This is a genomic window from Bacillus toyonensis BCT-7112, from assembly GCF_000496285.1.
GTDB lineage: Bacteria > Bacillota > Bacilli > Bacillales > Bacillaceae_G > Bacillus_A > Bacillus_A toyonensis.
This window is the reverse complement of the sequence record NC_022781.1, coordinates 1,977,525-1,997,371: the sequence shown is the minus strand read 5'-3', so window position 1 is coordinate 1,997,371 and position 19,847 is coordinate 1,977,525. Positions and strand designations below refer to the sequence as shown.

Below are 19,847 nucleotides of genomic sequence, written 5' to 3'. Positions count from 1 at the left end.
TAGGTTATGTCAAAAAACATTTTAATTGTTGAAGATGAAGAGATTTTACGTGAAATATTAAAAGATTATTTTTTAAGTGAACAATATGTAGTGTTTGAAGCAAGGGACGGGAAAGAAGCTTTAGTTGTATTTGAAGAAGAAGAGGTTGATTTAGTTATTTTAGATATTATGTTGCCGGAACTCGATGGATGGTCTGTTTGCCGAAGAATTCGGAAGACGTCCGAGGTGCCTATTATTATGTTGACGGCGCGCGTAGATGAAGATGATACGTTACTTGGTTTTGAACTTGGGGCAGATGACTATGTGACGAAGCCGTACAGTCCACCAATTTTATTAGCAAGAGCGAAACGATTATTAGAAAGTAGAAAAGCATCGAAGAAACCTTTAGAGAATGAAGATGATACGTTATCAATTCATGGTATCCACGTTCATTTTCCATCACGTACTGTTACTGTTGATGAGGTAGATGTTAGTTTAACGCATACGGAGTTTGAAATATTGGTGTATTTCATGAAAAACCAAGGAATTGTACTAACAAGGGAACAATTAATTTCAAGAATTTGGGGATATGAATTTGCTGGTGATGATCGAACGGTTAATAGCCATATTCGTAATTTAAGAAATAAATTAGGAGAGAAAGCAAAGTACATTACAACTGTAGTGCGAACTGGATATAAGTTTGAGGGGAATGTATGAGAAAAGGGATTGTACTAAAATTATTTACTCTCACAACAGCATTATGTATGTTGATTTTAGCGACGATTTTTATTGGACAAACGATATTTTTCAAACAATATTATGCAAATCGAAAAGTGGAAGATATTAAAGTGAATTTAAATTCTTTTGAAAAGAACTATTTAAATTATGCAGGAAGTGCAGATGGAATCCAGAAGCTGGAGCAAGAATTTTTAAGAGAAAATAACACGTGGATTACAACATTAGATCAGAATGGAAATTTAAAACATGCGGATGATTTTTATGTGGAGATTACTTTAGAGCGTTGGGCAGAGAAACAATTTGGACAAAAAACAATCACTATTCCTCTGTATAACCTCATGAATATAGATGAGATTGAAAGTAGGATACTACCTAGTTTGGTAGGAAAAAAGGTTTATTTTAGTGGTTTGCTAAGAAATGACAGTTTCATCACATCATATTTACAGTCAGCAGAGGGGAGTTTGAGTTGGGCTAATAAACCACTAAGTAAGAAGTTAGCTGAAAGGGAACTTAAGGCAAGTGAGGAAAAGCCAAAAGTAGCACAAGATTTAATCGATGAGGAAAGAAAAAAAGTTGCTGGGAATTTGAGTGATTTGGAGAAGAAGAGGGTTGCTCAAAATTCCGATTTCAATATAAATGGGACAATTACGAAAGTGCAGCCTTCTGATGGAACAGTTCCCGTAAATCCAATTTATAAAAACAATTTATTTTTGGATAATATAAAAGAATTTCAAACTGATTTATTATTAAAAGAAAGCAATAAAATACGATATACAATAGAGACAATGGATTTTGAAAAGAATGATATAAAGTATAAATTATTAATTAAGCCAATAAAAGAAAAAGATGGATCAGTAGCATATATATATGCGATGGCTTCTTTACAACCAGTAGATGAGGCTGTACAAATGGTACAAGATTATTACATTTACATTATTGCATTTGTAGTCGTTTTGGTTTTTCTAGCTTCGTTTTATTACTCGAAACAAATTGCAAAACCGCTACTAAAAATAAATGATACAACGAAAAAAATAGCGCATTTAGATTTCACAGAAAAAATACCAATTACTTCAAAAGATGAAATTGGTGATTTATCGAAAAATATTAATACGCTATCGAATAAACTCCATTCGCATATTGGACAGCTAGAACAAGATATTGAAAAGGAAAGAAAGCTAGAAAAGACGCGGAAGGAATTCATTTCTGGTGTTTCACATGAATTAAAAACACCGTTAAGTATTATGAAAAGCTGTATTTCTATTTTAAAGGATGGGGTAGCTGAACATAAAAAAGAGTACTATTTTCAAGCGATGGAACGAGAAGTAGATAAAATGGATACGTTAATTTTAGATATGCTTGAGTTAGCTAAATTTGAGTCAGGTACATATAAAATGAAAATGGATTCATTTTATATCGATACAGTAATTGAAGATATATGTGAACACCTTTCTGTAGAAATAGAGAAAAAAGAACTTCGTGTTCATAAAAATATAGGTCCATTTGAAGTAGTCGCAAATCAAGGCCGGATTGAACAAGTCATCGTGAACTTCATTACGAATGCCATACGTTATACACCGAATAAAGAGGATATTATTATTTCTACAATAGATGAGAAAAATCGTATAAAAGTGTGTATTGAAAATAAAGGTACTCATATTGAAGAAGAGCAATTAGATAAAATTTGGGATCGTTTTTATCGCGTGGATGCAGCACGTCATCGTTCACAAGGTGGAACAGGGCTTGGGCTTGCTATTTCAAAGAATATTTTAGAACTGCACGATGCTGAATATGGGGTAAAGAATACAGAAGATGGTGTGTTATTTTACTTCTACTTACTGAAAAAAGCGTAGATCATACATGCTACGCTTTTTTTTAAGTTATTTTCATATTATCTTTACCTAATCTTTATTTTTAAGAGATATAATCTTGTTAGAAAAAGAGGTTATGTAAGGAGTAGATTAGCCATGAATAGCAATTTACTAGGTGTGATGGTATTTATTTTTCTTTGTGCATTTATTGTATTTATTATCGATATTACTCATTGAGAATTTTGATATAAAAAAGGGCGCTAGTTAAGCGCCCTTTTTGTTTGCATTTATTTGATAAGCATTGATGCTTTTGAATAAGCGTGGTGAAGTGATAAATAAAAATATAAGTAAAACTGTACATAGAATAAAAGAACCAAGCATTGTGCTGCCATTTACGATTAATGAATATAGCACAGCTGATTGACCTTTCGGTGCATATTGTCCCCAGAAAATAATACCGGCAATAAAGTGACAGAAGTAACGAGCTAGACTACCGATAAATGTAGCAACGATAATGAATCCAATTACTTTCTTTCCTTGGTTTTGTTTTGATGAAGGTTTATCTTTATGGCTACTTAAGTTTGATTGTTCGTTGCCATTCGCATTAGATGCTAAAAGTGCATTTTGAATTGGACGATAGAATAACCCGGCAAATCCGATAAAAGCAAAGGCAATGAAGTACTCAATGAATGCTTGAACTGGTGTTAAAATGTAGGCATCACCTACGACAATTTGTAACAGTCCCCAAACTAAACCACCTAAGAAAGCTGATTTAAAGCCCCAGCGGTAAGCAATAATAAAAATAGGAATCATAGCGAATGAGATAGAACCGCCTGTTGGAAGTTTAATTGATAATGGTAAAATGTCGATGACCATGGCGAAGGCTGCAAGAATAGCAGATTCGATCATCGCTTGTAAATTAGTGTTACGCATGTTGTCTCCCCCTAAATCCAAGTTGTACAAAAAAGAATAGATATCATAGGAGGATACGAAATACGTAAATAAAAATGAGGTATGTATTTCGGACGTTTGCACAATCCCTGCGTTAGCATTAACTAACAGGTTCGAAGGGTCGGAACGAAGTGTTCCCTCTCAGCGGCATGGCTCCCCCAGTGATAACGAGATTCTTTATTTGCTATTGTTTATTGTAAGCGAAATGGATGAGAATGGCAAACGAATACAGTATGACAATAATTGAAATACAATTGTAGCGAAATGTTAATAAATATGAAGCAAAAGGGTATAGTACAAGAGAAATTGGGTGTGGTATAATTTTTTTGAAAATAATTATCATTCTCTTCTGAGGGGGAAGGTTATGAGCTTAGTAGATATTAAAATTGGAGAGAAAGTGTTAGTAAAAAGTATTCAGTCTTTAGATCAGCTATTAAAGCGTAGACTAGCTGCTTTCGGTCTTGCTGAAGGAAGCGAACTTCGCCTGAAACAGAAAGCGATGTTTAAAGGTCCTTGTACATTGGAGTGTCGTGGACAGTTAATTAGTATTCGTCATTGTGACGCGAAAATGATAAAGGTGGAATTAGCGTGAATAAGGTAGCTTTGCTAGGGAATCCGAATACAGGGAAGACATCATTATTTAATGCACTTACTGGTTCTTATGAATATGTAGGAAACTGGAGCGGTGTAACAGTAGAAAAGAAGGTTGGTAAATTAAAAGATAGACAAGGAACATTAATTGATTTACCAGGTGTTTATGATTTAAATCCAGTTTCACGTGATGAAGGTGTTGTAACAAACTTTCTATTAACAGAAGAATTTAATCATATGTTAAATATCGTAGATTCCTCGCAGTTTGAAAGAAATATGCATTTAACGTTGCAGTTACTTGAATTTGGTAAGCCAGTCTCAATTGGTTTAAACATGGTTGATGTGGCGAAGCAAAGAGGAATTGTAATTGATGTAAAACGATTATCAGAACTATTAGGTGTAACAGTTGTGCCTGTCGTTGCAAGAAGTGGAAAAGGCTGTGAAGAACTGCTTACGACTCTTAAAGAAAATGACAAAAAAGAGAAAAAGCCATTCCTTATTTCATATGGTGTACAAATGGATGAAGGAATTGGAGAAGTAACTGCTCTTTTAGAGACAGTGAATTACGAGCATCCGAGATGGTTAGCACTTCAATTTTTAAGCAATAACGAAGTAGTAGAAAAAGAAATAAAAGCATTACCAATTTATAAGGAACTCATAGCCATTCGATCTCGCTTAGAAGGAAAACTTGATTGTACGTTAGAAGAGCACATTTACAAAACTCGTGAAGCGTATATTGAAAAGTTAAAAACAAATGTTATGAAGCATGAGAAAGAAGGAAAAATTCCTTTTTCAGAAAAAATTGATAGATTAATTACACATAAAATTTTAGGACTTCCAATCTTTTTAGCAGTTATGTTTTTTATTTTTCAGGTTACGTTTACTTGGATTGGTACACCTTTATCGGATATGTTAGATGAGTTTTTTGGTGGCCAGCTTACGGATTGGGTGACGGCTGGACTTACAAGTATTGGAGCTTCTGATTTTATTCAAGCGCTTGTTACAGAAGGTATTATTGCCGGTGTTGGTGCTGTGTTAGTATTCGTTCCACAAATCTTTGCACTATTCTTTTTCATTTCATTATTAGAAGACTCAGGGTATATGGCGCGAATTGCAGTTGTTATGGATAGAATTATGGAGTTCTTCGGTTTAAATGGAAAAGCCTTTATTCCGATGATTATCGGTTTTGGCTGTAACGTTCCAGGTATTATGGCAGCGAGAACGATTGAACAGGAGAAAGAGCGTTTACTTACAATTTTAGTAACACCATTTATGTCTTGTTCAGCACGTTTACCTGTATATGCATTATTTGCGGGAGTGTTCTTCCCTCATAGTCAGGCAACTGTTGTGTTCTCTTTATACGTTGCAGGGATTGTCCTTGCGTTATTAGTTACAAAAATAATGTCTCTTACTATTTTAAAAGCGGAAAAATCTATTTTCGTCATTGAACTACCGCCTTACCGCGTGCCACAAGCGAAAACGTTATGGCTTAGCACATGGGAAAAAGGGAAAGGGTTTGTTCGTAAAGCTGGTACATTCATCTTTGGTGGTTCGGTTGTCATTTGGCTATTAAATTATGCAGGTCCATCAGGATTTGGTGTTGATATGGGAGACAGTTACTTAGCGATGATTGGTGGATTTATCGCACCGCTATTTGCACCGCTAGGCTTTGGAACGTGGCAAGCTGCAGCATCCCTTTTAACAGGATTTTTAGCGAAAGAAGTTGTCGTTTCTACAATGGCGATTATTTATGCGGTTAAAGAAGATGTGCTTGGAAACGTAATGGGAGCACATTATACAGCATTATCAGCGTATGCATTTATGTTCTTTATTTTATTATACGTTCCGTGCTTAGCGACAGTAGCTGTTATTAAACGTGAAACAGGATCAGCGAAATGGACGATTTTCTCAGTCGTTTATCCGCTCGTAGTTGCTTATGTATTAACGCTTATTATATACCAAGTTGGATCTTTACTCGGATTCTAAAAGGAGATGTATGATGATGGTCAATATTATAATTGGAGCTATCATTTTTGGTTATGCAGCATATACGTTAGTTAATTTCGTAAAAAGAAGTAAAAAAGGAAAATGCGCAGCATGTTCTTTAAATAAGTCATGCCAGTCGCAAACTTGTAGTCCGGATATGGAGCAAATCGCTCACAAGTAGAAAAAAAGCTTTGCGAATCTCGCAAAGCTTTTTTCTTACTTTTTAATTTTTACAAGTTGTGATGTTTCTACACCATTTTTGCCAGGGAATTCTTTACTCGGGTCCTTATCAAATTTTAATACACCCACCGATTTTTCTTCACCTTTTACATTGTTGTAAGTTGCATCATCAACAATCGCGAACATATCTGCATATGCACGGCCACTTCCGATAATTATGTTGCCTTCATATTTTAATTTCGCGCCATCGATTTTAGCATTTTCAACTTTGTTTTTTGCGAATAATACACCTTGTTCTGTTGTTACAGCTGGTAATTTATCAAGTGGTTTCGTGTCGTCTTTTGCATCCACTTTGCTAAGTAACTCTTTCTTCACTAGTTCTTCACCAGTTTTTTTATCCATTACAAGAACTTTTTTATCTTCTAACGTTGTAAGTTTCATTTTATAGAAGTCTTTTTCTTTCACTTCTTTTTTGTTTTTATCTGCAATTTGTGTTACTTGCTCTTCTGATCCGTACAATACAAAGCCGTTTGCCTTTTCTCCTAATAAAGAACAACCTGATAATGCTCCGAATGAAATTGCTGCTGCTAATCCGATTCCTACTAATTTTTTCATGATGATTTCTCCTTGTCATATGTTTTATAGTAAATACAGTTTTTGTATTAGTTCTTACAGTTTGAGAAGCTTGTTTGTTGCTTCTGGTATTAGTGTATAAGAAATATCGGAATGTAACTATCGAGTTAGCTTACAGTAACATTACAATAATGTAATTTAGTGAAAGTAAATAAAAATAAGTCAATTTTTGATGGTTTTAATTATAATATATTGGTAATATAATATATTAGGAATACAATGTTATATCTGGAATGTCATATTATATTGGTTATATTTTGGAAATAACATGTAAGGACATATTAGTTTTGTTATAATAAACACATAGGCTGTAAAAATGAATATTCTTTACTGTAAAGGGAGATTTTTAAGTTTTCCAAGTAGTGAATTTGAAATATGAGGTATATCATAGGAGGAATTTGGATGTCTGTATTTAAACGATTACGAGATTTAACAATGTCAAATGTGTATTCATTAATTGAAAAAGCGGAAGATCCAGTTAAGATGACGGATCAATATTTACGCGATATGCAAGCGGATGTACAAGAAGCTGAGAAAAGTGTAGCAGCTCAAATCGCGCTTGAGAAAAAGTTTAAATTATTATTTGAAGAACAAGAAGCACTTGTGAAAAAGCGTGAAGATCAAGCTCATATGGCTGTTCAAGCTAGTAACTTAGATCTTGCGCGCCGTGCACTAGAAGAAAAACAAAATGCAGAGCAAAAAATGAATGAGTATAAAGCAAGCTATGAGCAAAATAAAGCAGCTGCTGATAATCTTCGTGCGAAGTTAGAAGAAATGCGTAAGCAATTAACAGAGCTGAAAAATAAACGTGAAACACTTGTAGCACGTGTAAATGCAGCGAAAGCACAAAAGAATATTAATCAGGCGATGTCTGGGTTTGATTCAAATTCAGCAAAAGCTGGTTTAAGCCGTATGGAAGAGAAAGCTCTTCAATTAGAAGCTGAAGCAGAAGCAAGCGGTGAAGTTTACAAAAAAGAAAAGTCATTAGATGATGAATTCGCAAGCTTAAACAAAAATTCTGCTGTTGACGATGAATTAGCTCGTATTATGAAGCAGTATGAGAAATAATATAGAATAGAGACAAATGAACCGACATGTCTAAACAAATTCATGTCGGTTTTCTATTACCCCGCTATTTGCCGGTAGTAAGACTCCCGCCCAACATTTCGTGAAAGCAGAGAGGCTGGTGGGAGCTAATAATCAGTAGGGGATGGAAAACGCCCCACCGATTAAAGTTTCACTTTATATTTAGAGGAGGTTTTGCAATGACATGGATGAATGTAGTAGCCATGCTCGTATGGACTGGAGCGAGTGCAGTACTTTTATTTGCAATTATGTGGGTTGATTCAATTTTTACAAAATACAATGATTTAAAAGAAATAAAAAATGGGAATACAGCTGTAACAACTCGTTTCGTCATGAAATTATTCGCACAAGGGTACATTTTATCTCAATCAATAACGAAAGCGAATGACTTATGGCAAGCACTACTTGCTTCAGCAGTTTCTTTCGTTATTTTACTAGTGGTAGAAATGTTTATTGAGTTTGTGTTAAAGAAAATGTCTGGTTTGGATTTAGAAGAAGGTACGAAAGAAGGCAGTGTTGCGCATGCGATGTTAGCTGGATCATTACATATTGTTGGTGCACTTATTTTAGGTGCTTGTTTATAAAGAGAAAAGGAGGGGTAGATTGTGAGCTTATTTAAACGAATTAAAAATATAATGAAAAGTCCAGAGCCGCCGAAGCCGGAAAAGAGTCTTTTGACATTAGCTCCTGGCGATATGATTGAAGTTTCATTAGTTATGTACGAATTAACTGGAAAAACGAGCATGCATTCTCGTAAGGAGATTGTTTTAACACTGCAAGATGGGAAAGATATTCGTTATTTGAAAATTGAAGATCGTGAAAATACGTATTACAAATTATATACACCAATTGATGGTCGTTTAGATTCAATTGATGAAGTTCCGACGACAATTGAAATGGATGATACCGAGTACCATATGGAAGAGCAATATAACGGACGTGTTGTTGTAATGGGAAAAACACCATTCTCTGCTTCAGAAGAACAGTACGTATGGGAATTTCAATCTGATAACCGAAAATTATTACGTATTGAATGGCAAAATGGTCGCACAATGATGTATGAGGGAGAAGCAATCATTCCTGCAGATGTACAAATTATAAGAGCAACGTAAGGGGGCGTAATCATGTCAAACCGATTGTTTACCATGATTAAATCGTTCGTGATCCCTATACTTGCTATCGTTATTTTACTTGTTGTTGCCGGTTATGCTTTATCAGGCTGTCAAGGCGGGCAGACGAAGTCGATTCAAGACCGTTATCCACTCGAGTCTGTTGCAAAGGAAGGTAAACAAGAATCTTACGTGTATAGGGCCGCCAATCGGTCTGTTCCTGAAGTAGCAAAGGAACTCATTAATGAAAGAGAACCGAAGCAAGCATCTAAAGAAGACGAAAATCAAATGTTCCTCGTTTATTCTGATAAGATTTATAATCTGCAAAAGGATAAAGAGAAACCGTCTGATACGTTAATTGAAATAAGTAATAAAGAGTTTGTCCGTCAAAATTACCAACCATCCTTCTTGCAAGGGTATATTATGGGGAGTATATTAAACGATATATTCGGTTCAAAAAAATCATCATCTGGTGATTATCGAGGATATAATGACAGACAAAATCATAAACCAGTTATTCCGGAAAGGCCACCTACGAAAGAAGAAAAGAAAACCCCGCCTCCAATTACGAAGGAAGGGAAAGGATCTATCATTAAGCGAGGCGATAATGTAGATTCGAAGTCATCAGTAGGTGATAAGGGAAGTATTACTGAAAAAGGAAATAATACGACGCCTCCACCTTCTACCGGAAGCAAAGGGAAAATTACAAAAACACCAGGTGGTTCAAGCGGATCAGATGTGAAGCCGAAATCATCTATTAAAACCCCGCCAAGGAATACATCTCCTCCGAAAACGAGGGTCGGTGGTTCAGGAAAAATTACGAAGCGAAGATAGTTAAAAAGATCGAAAAGTAGAATTTGCTTTTCGGTCTTTTTATTATGGAAATTAATTCCTTGTAGCTGGTACAATTAAGTTATAAGGAGGAGATTATTATGACTATATATAAAAGGTTTAGTTTGATTATGTTCCTCGTCTTATTCCTCAGTTTGTTTATTAGCACAACAATGAAATTTCACTTTGTAGTAGGTATTCTATGGATACTATGTACATGTACTCTTTTTCTATATGTTCCGCTTCGTTTTCAACAAGAAGTGCCGGTTTTTCAAAAGTATGTAGAGTGGATTAAACGAGGGAGCCGGTGGGGCGAGTAAAAATATATCAGCGCTTATTGGAATATATCGACCGCAACTCAAAATATATCAGCGATTATTGAAATATATCGACTTACCGACAAAAACTGACAACGATAGCAACTTAATAATAAAACGAGGCTGTGCCAAAATGTTGGCACAGCCTCGTTTTTCATAACGATTAATGAATATCACGTTTCTTGAAATTACCGCCTTTTACTTCTGCTACGTCATAAACTGTAATAAAGGCATTTGGATCGATTTCATTAATAAGATCTTTCATTTTACTTTCTTCTAAACGGTTAATTACACAAGAAATTTCTTTGAATTTCTCTCTTGAATAACCACCGTATACTTCGTTATACGTTGCGCTTCGGCCTAAACGATCGCGAATTGTTTCTACCATTAATTCAGGTTCTTTTGTGATAATTTTAAATGTTTTCGAACCACTTAAACCAACTTCAACGATATGAATCACTTTCGAAGCAATAAAGTAAGCAATTGCCGAAAGAATAGCTCCTTGAAGACCGAATACTGTTGATACGAAAATAAACACGAACATGTTTAAGAATAAAATAAGGTCACTCGTTCCAAAAGGTAACTTGCGAGAAAGTAATACAGCTAGCATATCGATTCCATCTAATGCTCCGCCGTTACGTAATGCTAGTCCCATACCAAAACCGATAATAATACCACCAACAACTGTAACTAATAATGTATCGCCTTCAATAATAGTTGGTATTCCGTGCATGACAACGGTACCTATTGCTAATGAGGCAATCCCGATAATGGAATAAATTGCAAAGCTTTTACCGATTTGCTTATATCCTAACCAAACGAAAGGAATGTTAATAACTGCGATTAGAGCCCCTAATGGCAATCCAAATAATCTTGAACTAACGATACTTAAACCAGTTACACCACCGTCGGATACGTTATTTGGAATTAAGACAGCCTCTAATCCGTACGCTGTAATAAATGCCCCAATAATAATCATCAAAGCTTTTGAAGCGATTTTTAGCTTATTGGGCTTGTTTTTGATAGTTTTCTCCATATAATTTCCTCGTTTCAAACTAGTTTCTTGTTTGTTACATCATTCACACCTAAATTTCATTTTAACATTTAATTTGAAAAAATTCTCCTTTAATGGATGTATGGAGGGAATATTATCGCCATATTATCTTTAAAATATTTTTGAAATGAGTATAAGAAATCCCATCCTTTCAAAGGATGGGATGCTATTAAGAAAATATAAAGCTAAGTACTGACACGAATAAAGCGAATCCTAAAATAGCTCCGCAAAACTTCATATGACGTTTACGTCCCATTACGACAATCGCAACGTATTCACGAATCATTGCATTAGGCCAGTAATAAAATGCGGTTTTTGATCCAATTCCTTGGCTATTTAGGCCAGCTTGTCTTGCATATATACCAGCGCGGAAAAGGTGGAAATTATTCGTTGTAAAAATACTTCTATACTTACCTTCAGGTTTTAAAGAGTCCATAATTTCTTTAGAGAACGACATATTTTGATATGTGTTTACAGAGCGATTTTCTTGCACTGTATGTTCAAGAGGAATTCCTTTTTCGACCGCATAATTTTGCATCGCTTCTGCTTCAGGAAGCCCTTCATCTGGACCTTGTCCACCAGAGAAAATAATTGTTGGTGGTGTATTCACAGCTGCTTGTTTCCAATAAAAGTCGATAGCTTTATTAATGCGGCTTGCAAGTAAAGGTGGTACTTTATCATTAATTAAGCCACTACCGAGAACGATGATGAAATCTTGATTACGTCTTGGTCTGTTGAATTGGTATAGAAAATAAGCACTTAAAAAGTTAGATAAGTGTATAAAGAAATATACGCTTATAAGAGAAATACCTGCAAAAATAGGCTCTAAATGTGATGAGACCAAACTTGCTGGATTTATAATAGGGAGTAACATAAAGAATAACATCCCTAAAGCAGCAAGGAGCGTTAAACAGTTAGTGAACCGTCGTCCTTCTCGCTTCATTAAAATTCTTGCATTAAGAAATAATCCAAACATTAAAGCGATAATACCGAAAGGAAGCATAATGAGGAGTGCTAAAAAAGGTAAAAATATAATGTAACGCAAGACAGCACTATCTGAGTTCAAAGATACGATTACGCAAAAAAGAAGGAAAAAACAGATAAAGGCATTAAATAAAAAGCCGTTTATGATTTTTCGCGGATCTTTTAAATAAGAGATAAGAAAAATAATAAACAAAATAAGAGGAATAATTCCAAAATACAGCATAAATATAGTACACCTCAACTTGTATAAGAATTTGACATATCTTTTATATTACATGATTTCATAAGTGAAAATGAAAGAAAAAGGATTTTGAATTTTCTCAATAAATTATATAGATACATATGTTAAAATGTATGTAAAGCGATATATTAAAAGTAAAATGGTTGAAAAGGCACTCGGTAGAGTGTCTTTTCTTTTTTGTATGTAATTGTGCATATTATATTTATTTTCAAATGAAGAGGATTAAAATATAAGTTGTAGACAGACTTTATAAAGCAGAATTTTGTACAAGCATTTCCCTCAATTTTTTGTATCTAACAATCGTATAACAATAAAGTGAAACTTTAATCAGTGGGGGATTCATCCCCAGCTGATTATTAGTTGAACCAATCGGGCATTTACAGGCAGTTGATCCCCCACCTAACTTTTTTTCTTTCGCTGAATTTTGAGGTGGGGGTCTTACTGCCCGTTAATGCGGGATAAATAATTCTGTTTTATAGTGTCTGTTTATGAAAAGTGTCTTCTTTGAGGGCACTTTTTATTGTTTAGTGGAGATGAGTTTTTACTGTTAACATAGTGGAAACTATCTATACTAAACATTAGCAATCTTCCGTATAAACATTATCAATTTACTATATATTCCAGTGGTGTTAAGTTAAATATGAAAGGCTTTCTTTTTCAAAATATTACCCCTAATAAAATTTTGAAGAAGTCAACTGTCTCCAAACTTGCCATTCATGCTTAGAGAAAAAGCACTCATTTTGAGTGCTTTTTCTTATTGAAACATGCTATTTTTATAGGCGATTTTCATAAAATGAAAGTAAGGAAATGAAAGTAGGTGACAATATGCCGGCAGTTGTTGAAGGTGTTATTATTGAAAACTGCAATGGGACGATTAATTTAGGGGATAAATATAACGTGCAACCGATTGAAAAGACGAAAGCTTATAATGGATCGGGATCATCGAACACTGGATTAAATGTGAGAACATTTAGCGGGATTAGTACAGCAGATGTAAGGGATAATGATGTAAATGACCAAGAGATACAATTTACCTTATAGTGCAATATGTAAAATTGCATAAAATGATGAATTTGCCCTATGATACAATTTAGTTGTGAGCTGTTTGTGATTCTTCTGTATCATAGTTGTTAGATTGAAAGTATAACATCTTATCCTGCTATTTACGGGCAGTAAGACTCCCACCTCACAGATCGGCTTGTGCTGAGTATTTAGGTAGGGAATCAACTGCCCGGAAATGTCCGATTGGTGTGGGCTAATAATCAGTGGGGATGAACAAAATCCCCACTGATTATAGTTTCACTTTATCGAAAATCATACGTAAAAAAGACACTTCAAACGAAGTGTCTTTTTATCTTAGTGATATCCTTTAGCAGAGTCTTTATGGATTTTATTTTTAAAAATACTGTAGCTCCAAAGTTGATAGCCAATAACAATTGGTACCATAACTATTGCAACGAAGAACATAATTTTTAAGTTTAATTGGCTACCAGCTGCGTTGTATAACGTTGTACTATAGGCGTCGTTAATGCGAGAAGGTAACATTCTTGGGAACATACCTGCAAAGCCAGTTGTCATAAACATTGCGATTGTTAAGCAAACAAATGTAAAGGCGAGGCCGATTTTATGTTTGTACACCATAATAAGTGCGAGTACACTCATTAACATTGCAAGTACTGGAAGAATAAATAGTACCGGATATTCCGTAAAGTTTTGGAATAAGTTTGTGCGATTTGCAGTTGCTACATAGAAGATAGCTAAAATGATAGCAGCTGCCATTGAAAATGGTCTTGCGATTTTATAAGCACGATCGGATACTTCACCAGTCGTTTTAATCATAACCCAAAGAGCACCAGATACGACGAATATAGCAGTGAAGAACAGACCACCTAAAATACCGTAATGGTTTAGTAAGCTAAGTAAATTTCCTTCATAGCCATTTTTTCCGATTTGTAGTCCGTAATATAGGTTAGCGAATGTAACACCGAATAAAAAAGCGATTAGGAAACTACCACTTGTAAATGCCCATTTACAAGTTTTTTGCCAAATTGGTGAATCATCTTTATGCATAAATTCAAGTCCAGCAGCACGAGCAAATAGTGCAAGTAATACTAAAAATAGTGGTGTGTATAGGTAACTAAACATATTTGCATATGTGATTGGAAAGGCAGCAAATGTTGCGCCACCAGCTGTAATTAACCATACTTCATTACCACCCCAAAATGGACCAATTGCTTCTTGTAATTGATTTCGTTCTTGTCGGTCTTTCGCAACGAATGGGAAAATCATTCCGTTACCGAGTGCGTAGCCATCAAGAATGAAGTAAACTGTCCAAATTACGCCCCATAAACCGAACCAGATGATTGCAAGCATATCATGAGACATGAGCTGTACCTCCTTCAGTAGCAGGCTCTTCTAATGCAGCAGGTCCTTTTTTTGCGAACTTTAGCATTAAGTATACGTCTGCAATTAAAAGTAAAGTATAGAACAATATTAAACTAATTAATGAGAACCAAATTTGTGGAACTGATATAGGTGATACAGATTCTGCTGTACGCATTAGTTTATAAACTGTCCATGGTTGACGACCTACTTCAGCGACAATCCAGCCAGCGTTAATCGCAATGTACGGAAGTAAGACAGACCACATTGTAATTTTTAAATAACGTTTTGAGTTTTCTAGTTTTCCTTTTCGGTTTAAATAGAAACCGAACCAAGTTAATGCCATAAAGAACATGCCAAGTGCGACCATTAAGCGGAAGCTATAGTACACGAGGTTAACGTTTGGACGATCTTCTTTCGGAATATCTTTTAAACCAACAATTTCTCCATCAAATGAGTTTGTATAGAAGAAACTTCCGAGTTTTGGAATTGTAAGTAGTTCAAAGTTCTTTTCATTTTTCACATCAGGAATTTGAATGATTGAGAAACCTTGTCCTTTTCCAGTTTCCCAAACTGCTTCCATCGCAGCTCCTTTAGCAGGTTGATATTTAGCTGCCGATACACCAGATTGATGTCCCATAAACGGTGTAATAGTTGCGGCGAATAAGCCTAACATTAAACCAAACTTAAATGATTTTTTGAAGAATTCCACTTCATTTTTACGTAGCAAGTGATAGGCACTAATGGCCATAACGAAGAAAGCACCAACGATATAACAACTAATTACAGTATGGAAGAACATGTTCCAAGCATATGGATTTGTAACAAGTGCCCAGAAATCATTTAATTCAGCGCGGCCGTTACGTACTACATAGCCAACAGGATTTTGCATAAAGCCGTTTGCTGTAATAATCCAAAGTGCGGAAATATTTGTTCCAAGTGCAACCATCCACATACAGAAGGCACGGAACTTTGGTGAAATTTTGTCTTTACCGAATAACCATATTCCCATGAACGTAGATTCTAAGAAGAAGGCAACGAGTGCTTCGATTGCGAGAGGGGATCCGAAAATATCTCCCATATATTTGGAGTACTCAGACCAGTTTGTTCCAAATTGGAATTCCATCGTAATCCCGGTTATAATCCCCATTACGAAGTTAATTGTAAATAATTTACCCCAGAAATTTGCCATTTTGCGGTATGTTGGATTCAATGTGCGGGCGTATTGAGTTTCCATACATGCTACTAAAATAACAAGTCCGATTGTTAAAGGTACAAATAAAAAGTGATAAAAAATAGTAATTGCAAATTGAAAACGACTTAGTAACAGAACGTCGGACATAATAAATATTCACTCCTTTTTTACATTATCTACAATCAGTTTATAGTGAAAATACGTTTAAAGTATGTGAGACTTGTTACAAAGGTGTGTGTATATTTTGAAAGAATTATGTCGGTTATCTGAAAATATCTCATTTTTACTATAAAGCAATATCCTTTTTGAGTTTTTCAAATTTTGGTACACTACATATGTAATGTAAATGAGAGAAAAGAGGGTTCTGTACTATGAAGTCATTAGAAGAGATTTTACAATACAATGAAAAATTCGTTGAAGAGAAAAAATACGAAGAGTATGAAACAGGAAAATTTCCAAATAAAAAAATGGTAATTATCTCTTGTATGGATACTCGTCTTGTTGAATTATTACCGAAAGCGATGAATATGCGTAACGGTGATGTGAAAATTATTAAAGTAGCAGGCGCTGTTATTTCCCATCCATTCGGAAGTATTATGCGTAGTATTTTAGTTGCTGTATACGAACTTGGTGCCGATGAAGTTTGTGTAGTTGGTCATCATGATTGTGGTATGGCAAAAATTCAAGCAAGCAGTACAATTGAGAAGATGAAAGAGCGCGGTGTAACAGATGAGAAATTAGATACACTTCGTTATTCTGGAATCGATTTAGAAAGATTCCTACAAGGGTTCTCTAGTGTTGAAGAAAGTGTAGAACATAGTGTATCAATACTTCGCAATCATCCATTACTTCCAGAAGAAGTACCTGTTCACGGTCTTGTTATAGATCCTGATACAGGAAAATTAGATTTAGTTGTGAATGGTTACGACAATTAAGAATTTACTTTGTCATCCTTTTTATCTGGGACAGGATCAAATCCTCCCGGGTGGAAAGGGTGACATTTTAATATACGCTTACAAGTAAGCCAAAAACCTTTCAATGCACCATGCTTTTGAAACGCCTCTAATCCGTAATGAGAACAAGTCGGATAAAAGCGGCACGTTGGCGGTGTCATCGGCGAAATAAATTTTTGATAAAAGCGTATAATTCCAATGAAAATCTGTTTCATAATGGTCTCCTTTTCAGCATATTCTTAAAGTATTATAGCACGACTGTACATAATACTTTACTAATGTGCATTTCCGTTATATCATATTGGATATAACGGAATTAAATTAAAAGCGGGAGAGATGTTGTATGCCATCAGTAGAAAGCTTTGAATTAGATCATACGATTGTAAAGGCACCTTATGTAAGACATTGCGGAGTTCATAACGTAGGTAGTGACGGTATTGTAAATAAATTCGATATTCGTTTTTGCCAACCGAATAAACAAGCAATGAAACCAGATGTTATTCATACGTTAGAGCATTTATTGGCATTTAATTTACGTAAATATATTGATCGTTATCCGCATTTTGATATTATCGATATTTCACCAATGGGCTGCCAAACAGGATATTATCTTGTTGTAAGCGGAACACCAACAGTTCGTGAAATCATTGATTTATTAGAACTAACATTAAAAGATGCGGTTCAAATTACAGAAATTCCAGCTGCAAACGAAACACAATGTGGCCAAGCGAAGCTTCACGATTTAGAAGGAGCACAACGCTTAATGAACTTCTGGTTAAGCCAAGATAAAGACGAACTTGAAAAAGTATTTGGATAAAGAAAAACTGCCTGTGAAAAGGCAGTTTTTTTATTTGTAAAAGAGAAAAGTACAGGTTTTATAGAAAAACAATGAGTTTCACTTATGAGCATTTTTAAGAAATGAAAGGCAGTAGGTGAATATATTAATGAGAGCTCCTGTTTGAAAAACAGGAGTTTTTTGTGTGAATGGAGTATTGACTTTAACGTATACGTCAAAGTTTATAGTGAAGATAAATAAGGCGTGAGGAGGAAACGATGGATAAGTATAGCATTGGTGAAATTTCAAAAGAAACAAATGTAACGACGAGAACACTTAGATATTATGAGGAAATTGGATTATTAAAACCGTCGTACGTTGCTGAGTCAGGATATCGTTACTATTCAAAAGATGATGTAATTACATTGCAACAAATAACAACGTTTAAAAAGCTTGGTTTTAAGCTTTCGGAAATAAAAAAAGTGTTAAAAGAGGAAAAGGGGAATTCAGAAGAAAGATGGAAAAGTGCAATTCAAAATGAAATTCAAACAATACAAGCGGAAGTAAAAAGATTACAGGACTTAGAAAAACTATTATATACAGCATTTCATTCCATTGAATTAACTGGAGAGCTTAAAACAGAAGATTTAATGTTATTCATAAAATCAGTACAGGGAATTGAGCAGAGAGAAAATTTCCGACAAAAATATTTTACGGAGGAAGAACAGAAGGTTATAGAGGATTTACCAACACTTGAAGAAAACGATGAAAGAACAAAAGAATGGTTACAAGTATTAAGAGAAATTCGTCAGCGTATAAATGAACCAGTAGATTCACCGGAAATTCAAAAATTAGCGGAAAGGGTAGTGGCCTTTTCAATGCACGTATTTCATGAAGATGAACAATTAATAAATAAGTATTGGGATTTAATTAAACCTGAAGAGGGAGAGATTGCAAGAGTATACGGACTTGATTTAGAAACGATGAATTATTTAGAAAAGATGATGGATTGTTATTTAAAAAAGGAGGAGGGTAAATGACGGGCACGGGAAAAGAGAAGCTATATGGAATTAAGCATGCGCGGATGGAGAGGCAATATTTTTATAAGCATCTGGGGATTTTCATTTTTGCACAGCTTCTATTTATTTTTATAGTAGGGCTTGTACCAGCTCAAGAGTTGCCAAGCGGTTCCTATTTCCTTCATATGAAAGAGTGGATTTTAAATAAACAAATTGGATTTTATAAAAATGAAACGATTAATACGATTACAAGTGTCTGGACATCAGTGCTTATTATTCATTTTATATGGGCGATGTCTTACATTCTTTTTCCGAAAAAGAAGCGTAATTCTTCGAAACAAGAAACAAGAGAAGAGATAAAAGAAGAAGTGAAAAAGAAAAAGGAGATTAGCATAAATAGGGCGTGGATGTATTTAGTATTTGGGGGCTTAATTGAAATATATTGGGCGACAGGATTAAAAACAAATTCAATGAGTATTTTGACACTCATTGCAATTTTAGTGAGCTTTCAACTACTAATTGAAGCAACTAAAAAAATTCCAATTGGTACGGCATATTCAGTATTTACTGGAATTGGTACAGTTGGAACGATATTGGTAGATATTTTATATTTCAAAGAACCATTTTCGCTCATCAAAATTTTCCTCGTTTGCTTATTGGCACTATTTATTATCGGATTGAAATTTAGTGGGAATAAGGAAGAGGTGAAATAAAGTGGCATGGATCTATTTAATTATAGCTGGGCTCTTTGAAATTGTCGGTGTAATTGGGATAAAGAAAGTAGCAAAAAATAATAGTTGGACGAATAATATTATTTTAATAGGTGGTTTTATTATTAGTTTTCAATTTTTAACGATGGCGCTTCAAGAAATTCAGTTATCGATCGCATATGCAGTTTGGACTGGAATCGGAACGCTCGGGGCAGCAGTTGTCGGTATTTTATTTTTTCAAGAACCTAAAAACGCTTTTCGGATTATTTGTATCGTTGGGATTATGGGGACGATTATTGGATTGAAAGTAGTGAGTTAAAGAAGA

The 19,847-nt window shown here is 34.8% G+C and carries 23 protein-coding genes and 1 riboswitch; of the genes, 16 read left to right on the top strand and 7 right to left on the bottom strand.

The features are described 5' to 3' along the window. Positions 1-6: 6 nt before the first annotated feature. Both BTOYO_RS10320 and BTOYO_RS10315 read left to right on the top strand, forming a co-directional pair. Positions 7-696 carry a response regulator transcription factor gene (locus tag BTOYO_RS10320; RefSeq protein ID WP_000041867.1) on the top strand — a complete coding sequence of 230 codons (690 nt, stop codon included), beginning with the start codon at positions 7-9 and terminating at the stop codon, positions 694-696. Further along, positions 693-2,567: a sensor histidine kinase gene (locus tag BTOYO_RS10315; protein WP_001225352.1), complete on the top strand. Its 1,875-nt coding sequence runs from the start codon at positions 693-695 to the stop codon at positions 2,565-2,567. The genes BTOYO_RS10320 and BTOYO_RS10315 overlap by 4 nt, the downstream gene beginning before the upstream one ends. Before the next feature lie 222 nt (positions 2,568-2,789). On the opposite strand, the gene thiT is transcribed toward BTOYO_RS10315, so the two are convergent. Beyond that, positions 2,790-3,458 (bottom strand): energy-coupled thiamine transporter ThiT, encoded by a 669-nt coding sequence (thiT, locus tag BTOYO_RS10310; RefSeq protein WP_001246601.1) that lies wholly within the window; start codon positions 3,456-3,458, stop codon positions 2,790-2,792. An 86-nt stretch (positions 3,459-3,544) separates the two neighbouring features. Further along, positions 3,545-3,646: riboswitch (TPP riboswitch) on the bottom strand. A gap of 194 nt (positions 3,647-3,840) precedes the next feature. On the opposite strand from thiT, the gene BTOYO_RS10305 reads away from it, so the two are divergent. The 3 genes from BTOYO_RS10305 to BTOYO_RS10295 are packed head-to-tail and all read left to right on the top strand — an operon-like array spanning position 3,841 to position 6,234. Then, on the top strand, positions 3,841-4,068 hold the full coding sequence (locus BTOYO_RS10305; protein ID WP_000060512.1) for a FeoA family protein: 228 nt from the start codon (positions 3,841-3,843) through the stop codon (positions 4,066-4,068). After that, positions 4,065-6,053: a ferrous iron transport protein B gene (feoB, locus tag BTOYO_RS10300; RefSeq protein WP_001044846.1), complete on the top strand. Its 1,989-nt coding sequence runs from the start codon at positions 4,065-4,067 to the stop codon at positions 6,051-6,053. The genes BTOYO_RS10305 and feoB overlap by 4 nt, the downstream gene beginning before the upstream one ends. A 13-nt stretch (positions 6,054-6,066) precedes the next feature. Continuing rightward, on the top strand, positions 6,067-6,234 hold the full coding sequence (locus BTOYO_RS10295; protein ID WP_000989597.1) for a FeoB-associated Cys-rich membrane protein: 168 nt from the start codon (positions 6,067-6,069) through the stop codon (positions 6,232-6,234). Between the two features lie 35 nt (positions 6,235-6,269). Here BTOYO_RS10295 and BTOYO_RS10290 read toward each other — a convergent pair whose 3' ends face one another. Next, positions 6,270-6,848 (bottom strand): lipoprotein BA_5634 family protein, encoded by a 579-nt coding sequence (locus BTOYO_RS10290; RefSeq protein ID WP_000737473.1) that lies wholly within the window; start codon positions 6,846-6,848, stop codon positions 6,270-6,272. A 420-nt stretch (positions 6,849-7,268) separates the two neighbouring features. Between BTOYO_RS10290 and BTOYO_RS10285 the strand changes: the two genes are divergently transcribed. The 5 genes from BTOYO_RS10285 (at position 7,269) to BTOYO_RS10265 (ending at position 10,212) form a co-directional block, all read left to right on the top strand. Continuing rightward, positions 7,269-7,934 (top strand): PspA/IM30 family protein, encoded by a 666-nt coding sequence (locus tag BTOYO_RS10285; RefSeq protein WP_000110292.1) that lies wholly within the window; start codon positions 7,269-7,271, stop codon positions 7,932-7,934. Between the two features lie 197 nt (positions 7,935-8,131). Further along, positions 8,132-8,536 (top strand): DUF350 domain-containing protein, encoded by a 405-nt coding sequence (locus tag BTOYO_RS10280; RefSeq protein WP_000220091.1) that lies wholly within the window; start codon positions 8,132-8,134, stop codon positions 8,534-8,536. 21 nt (positions 8,537-8,557) lie between these two features. After that, positions 8,558-9,064 carry a DUF4178 domain-containing protein gene (locus BTOYO_RS10275; protein ID WP_000051753.1) on the top strand — a complete coding sequence of 169 codons (507 nt, stop codon included), beginning with the start codon at positions 8,558-8,560 and terminating at the stop codon, positions 9,062-9,064. Positions 9,065-9,076: 12 nt separating this feature from the next. Continuing rightward, positions 9,077-9,895, top strand: coding sequence for a DUF4247 domain-containing protein (locus BTOYO_RS10270; protein WP_000071184.1), 819 nt, complete (start codon positions 9,077-9,079; stop codon positions 9,893-9,895). Positions 9,896-9,993: 98 nt separating this feature from the next. Next, positions 9,994-10,212 carry a hypothetical protein gene (locus tag BTOYO_RS10265; protein WP_000158335.1) on the top strand — a complete coding sequence of 73 codons (219 nt, stop codon included), beginning with the start codon at positions 9,994-9,996 and terminating at the stop codon, positions 10,210-10,212. Between the two features lie 160 nt (positions 10,213-10,372). Here the strand turns inward: BTOYO_RS10265 and BTOYO_RS10260 are convergent, their stop codons facing one another. Next, complete coding sequence (locus tag BTOYO_RS10260; RefSeq protein WP_000415908.1) at positions 10,373-11,245, bottom strand: YitT family protein; 873 nt, start codon at positions 11,243-11,245, stop codon at positions 10,373-10,375. 187 nt (positions 11,246-11,432) lie between these two features. Further along, positions 11,433-12,470, bottom strand: coding sequence for a YdcF family protein (locus BTOYO_RS10255; RefSeq protein WP_000965210.1), 1,038 nt, complete (start codon positions 12,468-12,470; stop codon positions 11,433-11,435). An 825-nt stretch (positions 12,471-13,295) separates the two neighbouring features. Between BTOYO_RS10255 and BTOYO_RS10250 the strand changes: the two genes are divergently transcribed. After that, positions 13,296-13,529, top strand: a complete 234-nt coding sequence (locus BTOYO_RS10250) for a spore germination protein (RefSeq protein WP_002039815.1) — start codon at positions 13,296-13,298, stop codon at positions 13,527-13,529. Between the two features lie 315 nt (positions 13,530-13,844). Here the strand turns inward: BTOYO_RS10250 and cydB are convergent, their stop codons facing one another. Then, entirely contained in the window at positions 13,845-14,873 is a 1,029-nt protein-coding gene (gene cydB, locus BTOYO_RS10245; RefSeq protein ID WP_000017648.1) for a cytochrome d ubiquinol oxidase subunit II, read from the bottom strand. Next, entirely contained in the window at positions 14,863-16,212 is a 1,350-nt protein-coding gene (gene cydA / locus BTOYO_RS10240; RefSeq protein WP_001286179.1) for a cytochrome ubiquinol oxidase subunit I, read from the bottom strand. The genes cydB and cydA overlap by 11 nt, the downstream gene beginning before the upstream one ends. 224 nt (positions 16,213-16,436) lie before the next feature. On the opposite strand from cydA, the gene BTOYO_RS10235 reads away from it, so the two are divergent. After that, on the top strand, positions 16,437-17,000 hold the full coding sequence (locus tag BTOYO_RS10235; RefSeq protein ID WP_000838170.1) for a beta-class carbonic anhydrase: 564 nt from the start codon (positions 16,437-16,439) through the stop codon (positions 16,998-17,000). Here BTOYO_RS10235 and yidD read toward each other — a convergent pair. Next, entirely contained in the window at positions 16,997-17,233 is a 237-nt protein-coding gene (yidD, locus tag BTOYO_RS10230) for a membrane protein insertion efficiency factor YidD (RefSeq protein WP_000809334.1), read from the bottom strand. The genes BTOYO_RS10235 and yidD overlap by 4 nt on opposite strands. Positions 17,234-17,361: 128 nt before the next feature. Here yidD and luxS point away from each other — a divergent pair, with 128 nt between their 5' ends. The 4 genes from luxS (at position 17,362) to BTOYO_RS10210 (ending at position 19,841) form a co-directional block, all read left to right on the top strand. Further along, positions 17,362-17,835 carry an S-ribosylhomocysteine lyase LuxS gene (gene luxS / locus BTOYO_RS10225; protein WP_001141371.1) on the top strand — a complete coding sequence of 158 codons (474 nt, stop codon included), beginning with the start codon at positions 17,362-17,364 and terminating at the stop codon, positions 17,833-17,835. Between the two features lie 236 nt (positions 17,836-18,071). Next, positions 18,072-18,833 (top strand): MerR family transcriptional regulator, encoded by a 762-nt coding sequence (locus BTOYO_RS10220; RefSeq protein WP_000362244.1) that lies wholly within the window; start codon positions 18,072-18,074, stop codon positions 18,831-18,833. Next, positions 18,830-19,525, top strand: a complete 696-nt coding sequence (locus BTOYO_RS26215; protein WP_000148147.1) for a DMT family transporter — start codon at positions 18,830-18,832, stop codon at positions 19,523-19,525. Before BTOYO_RS10220 ends, BTOYO_RS26215 begins: the two co-directional genes overlap by 4 nt. A 1-nt stretch (position 19,526) precedes the next feature. Next, complete coding sequence (locus tag BTOYO_RS10210) at positions 19,527-19,841, top strand: DMT family transporter (protein ID WP_000312334.1); 315 nt, start codon at positions 19,527-19,529, stop codon at positions 19,839-19,841. The last annotated feature ends 6 nt before the right edge of the window (positions 19,842-19,847 follow it).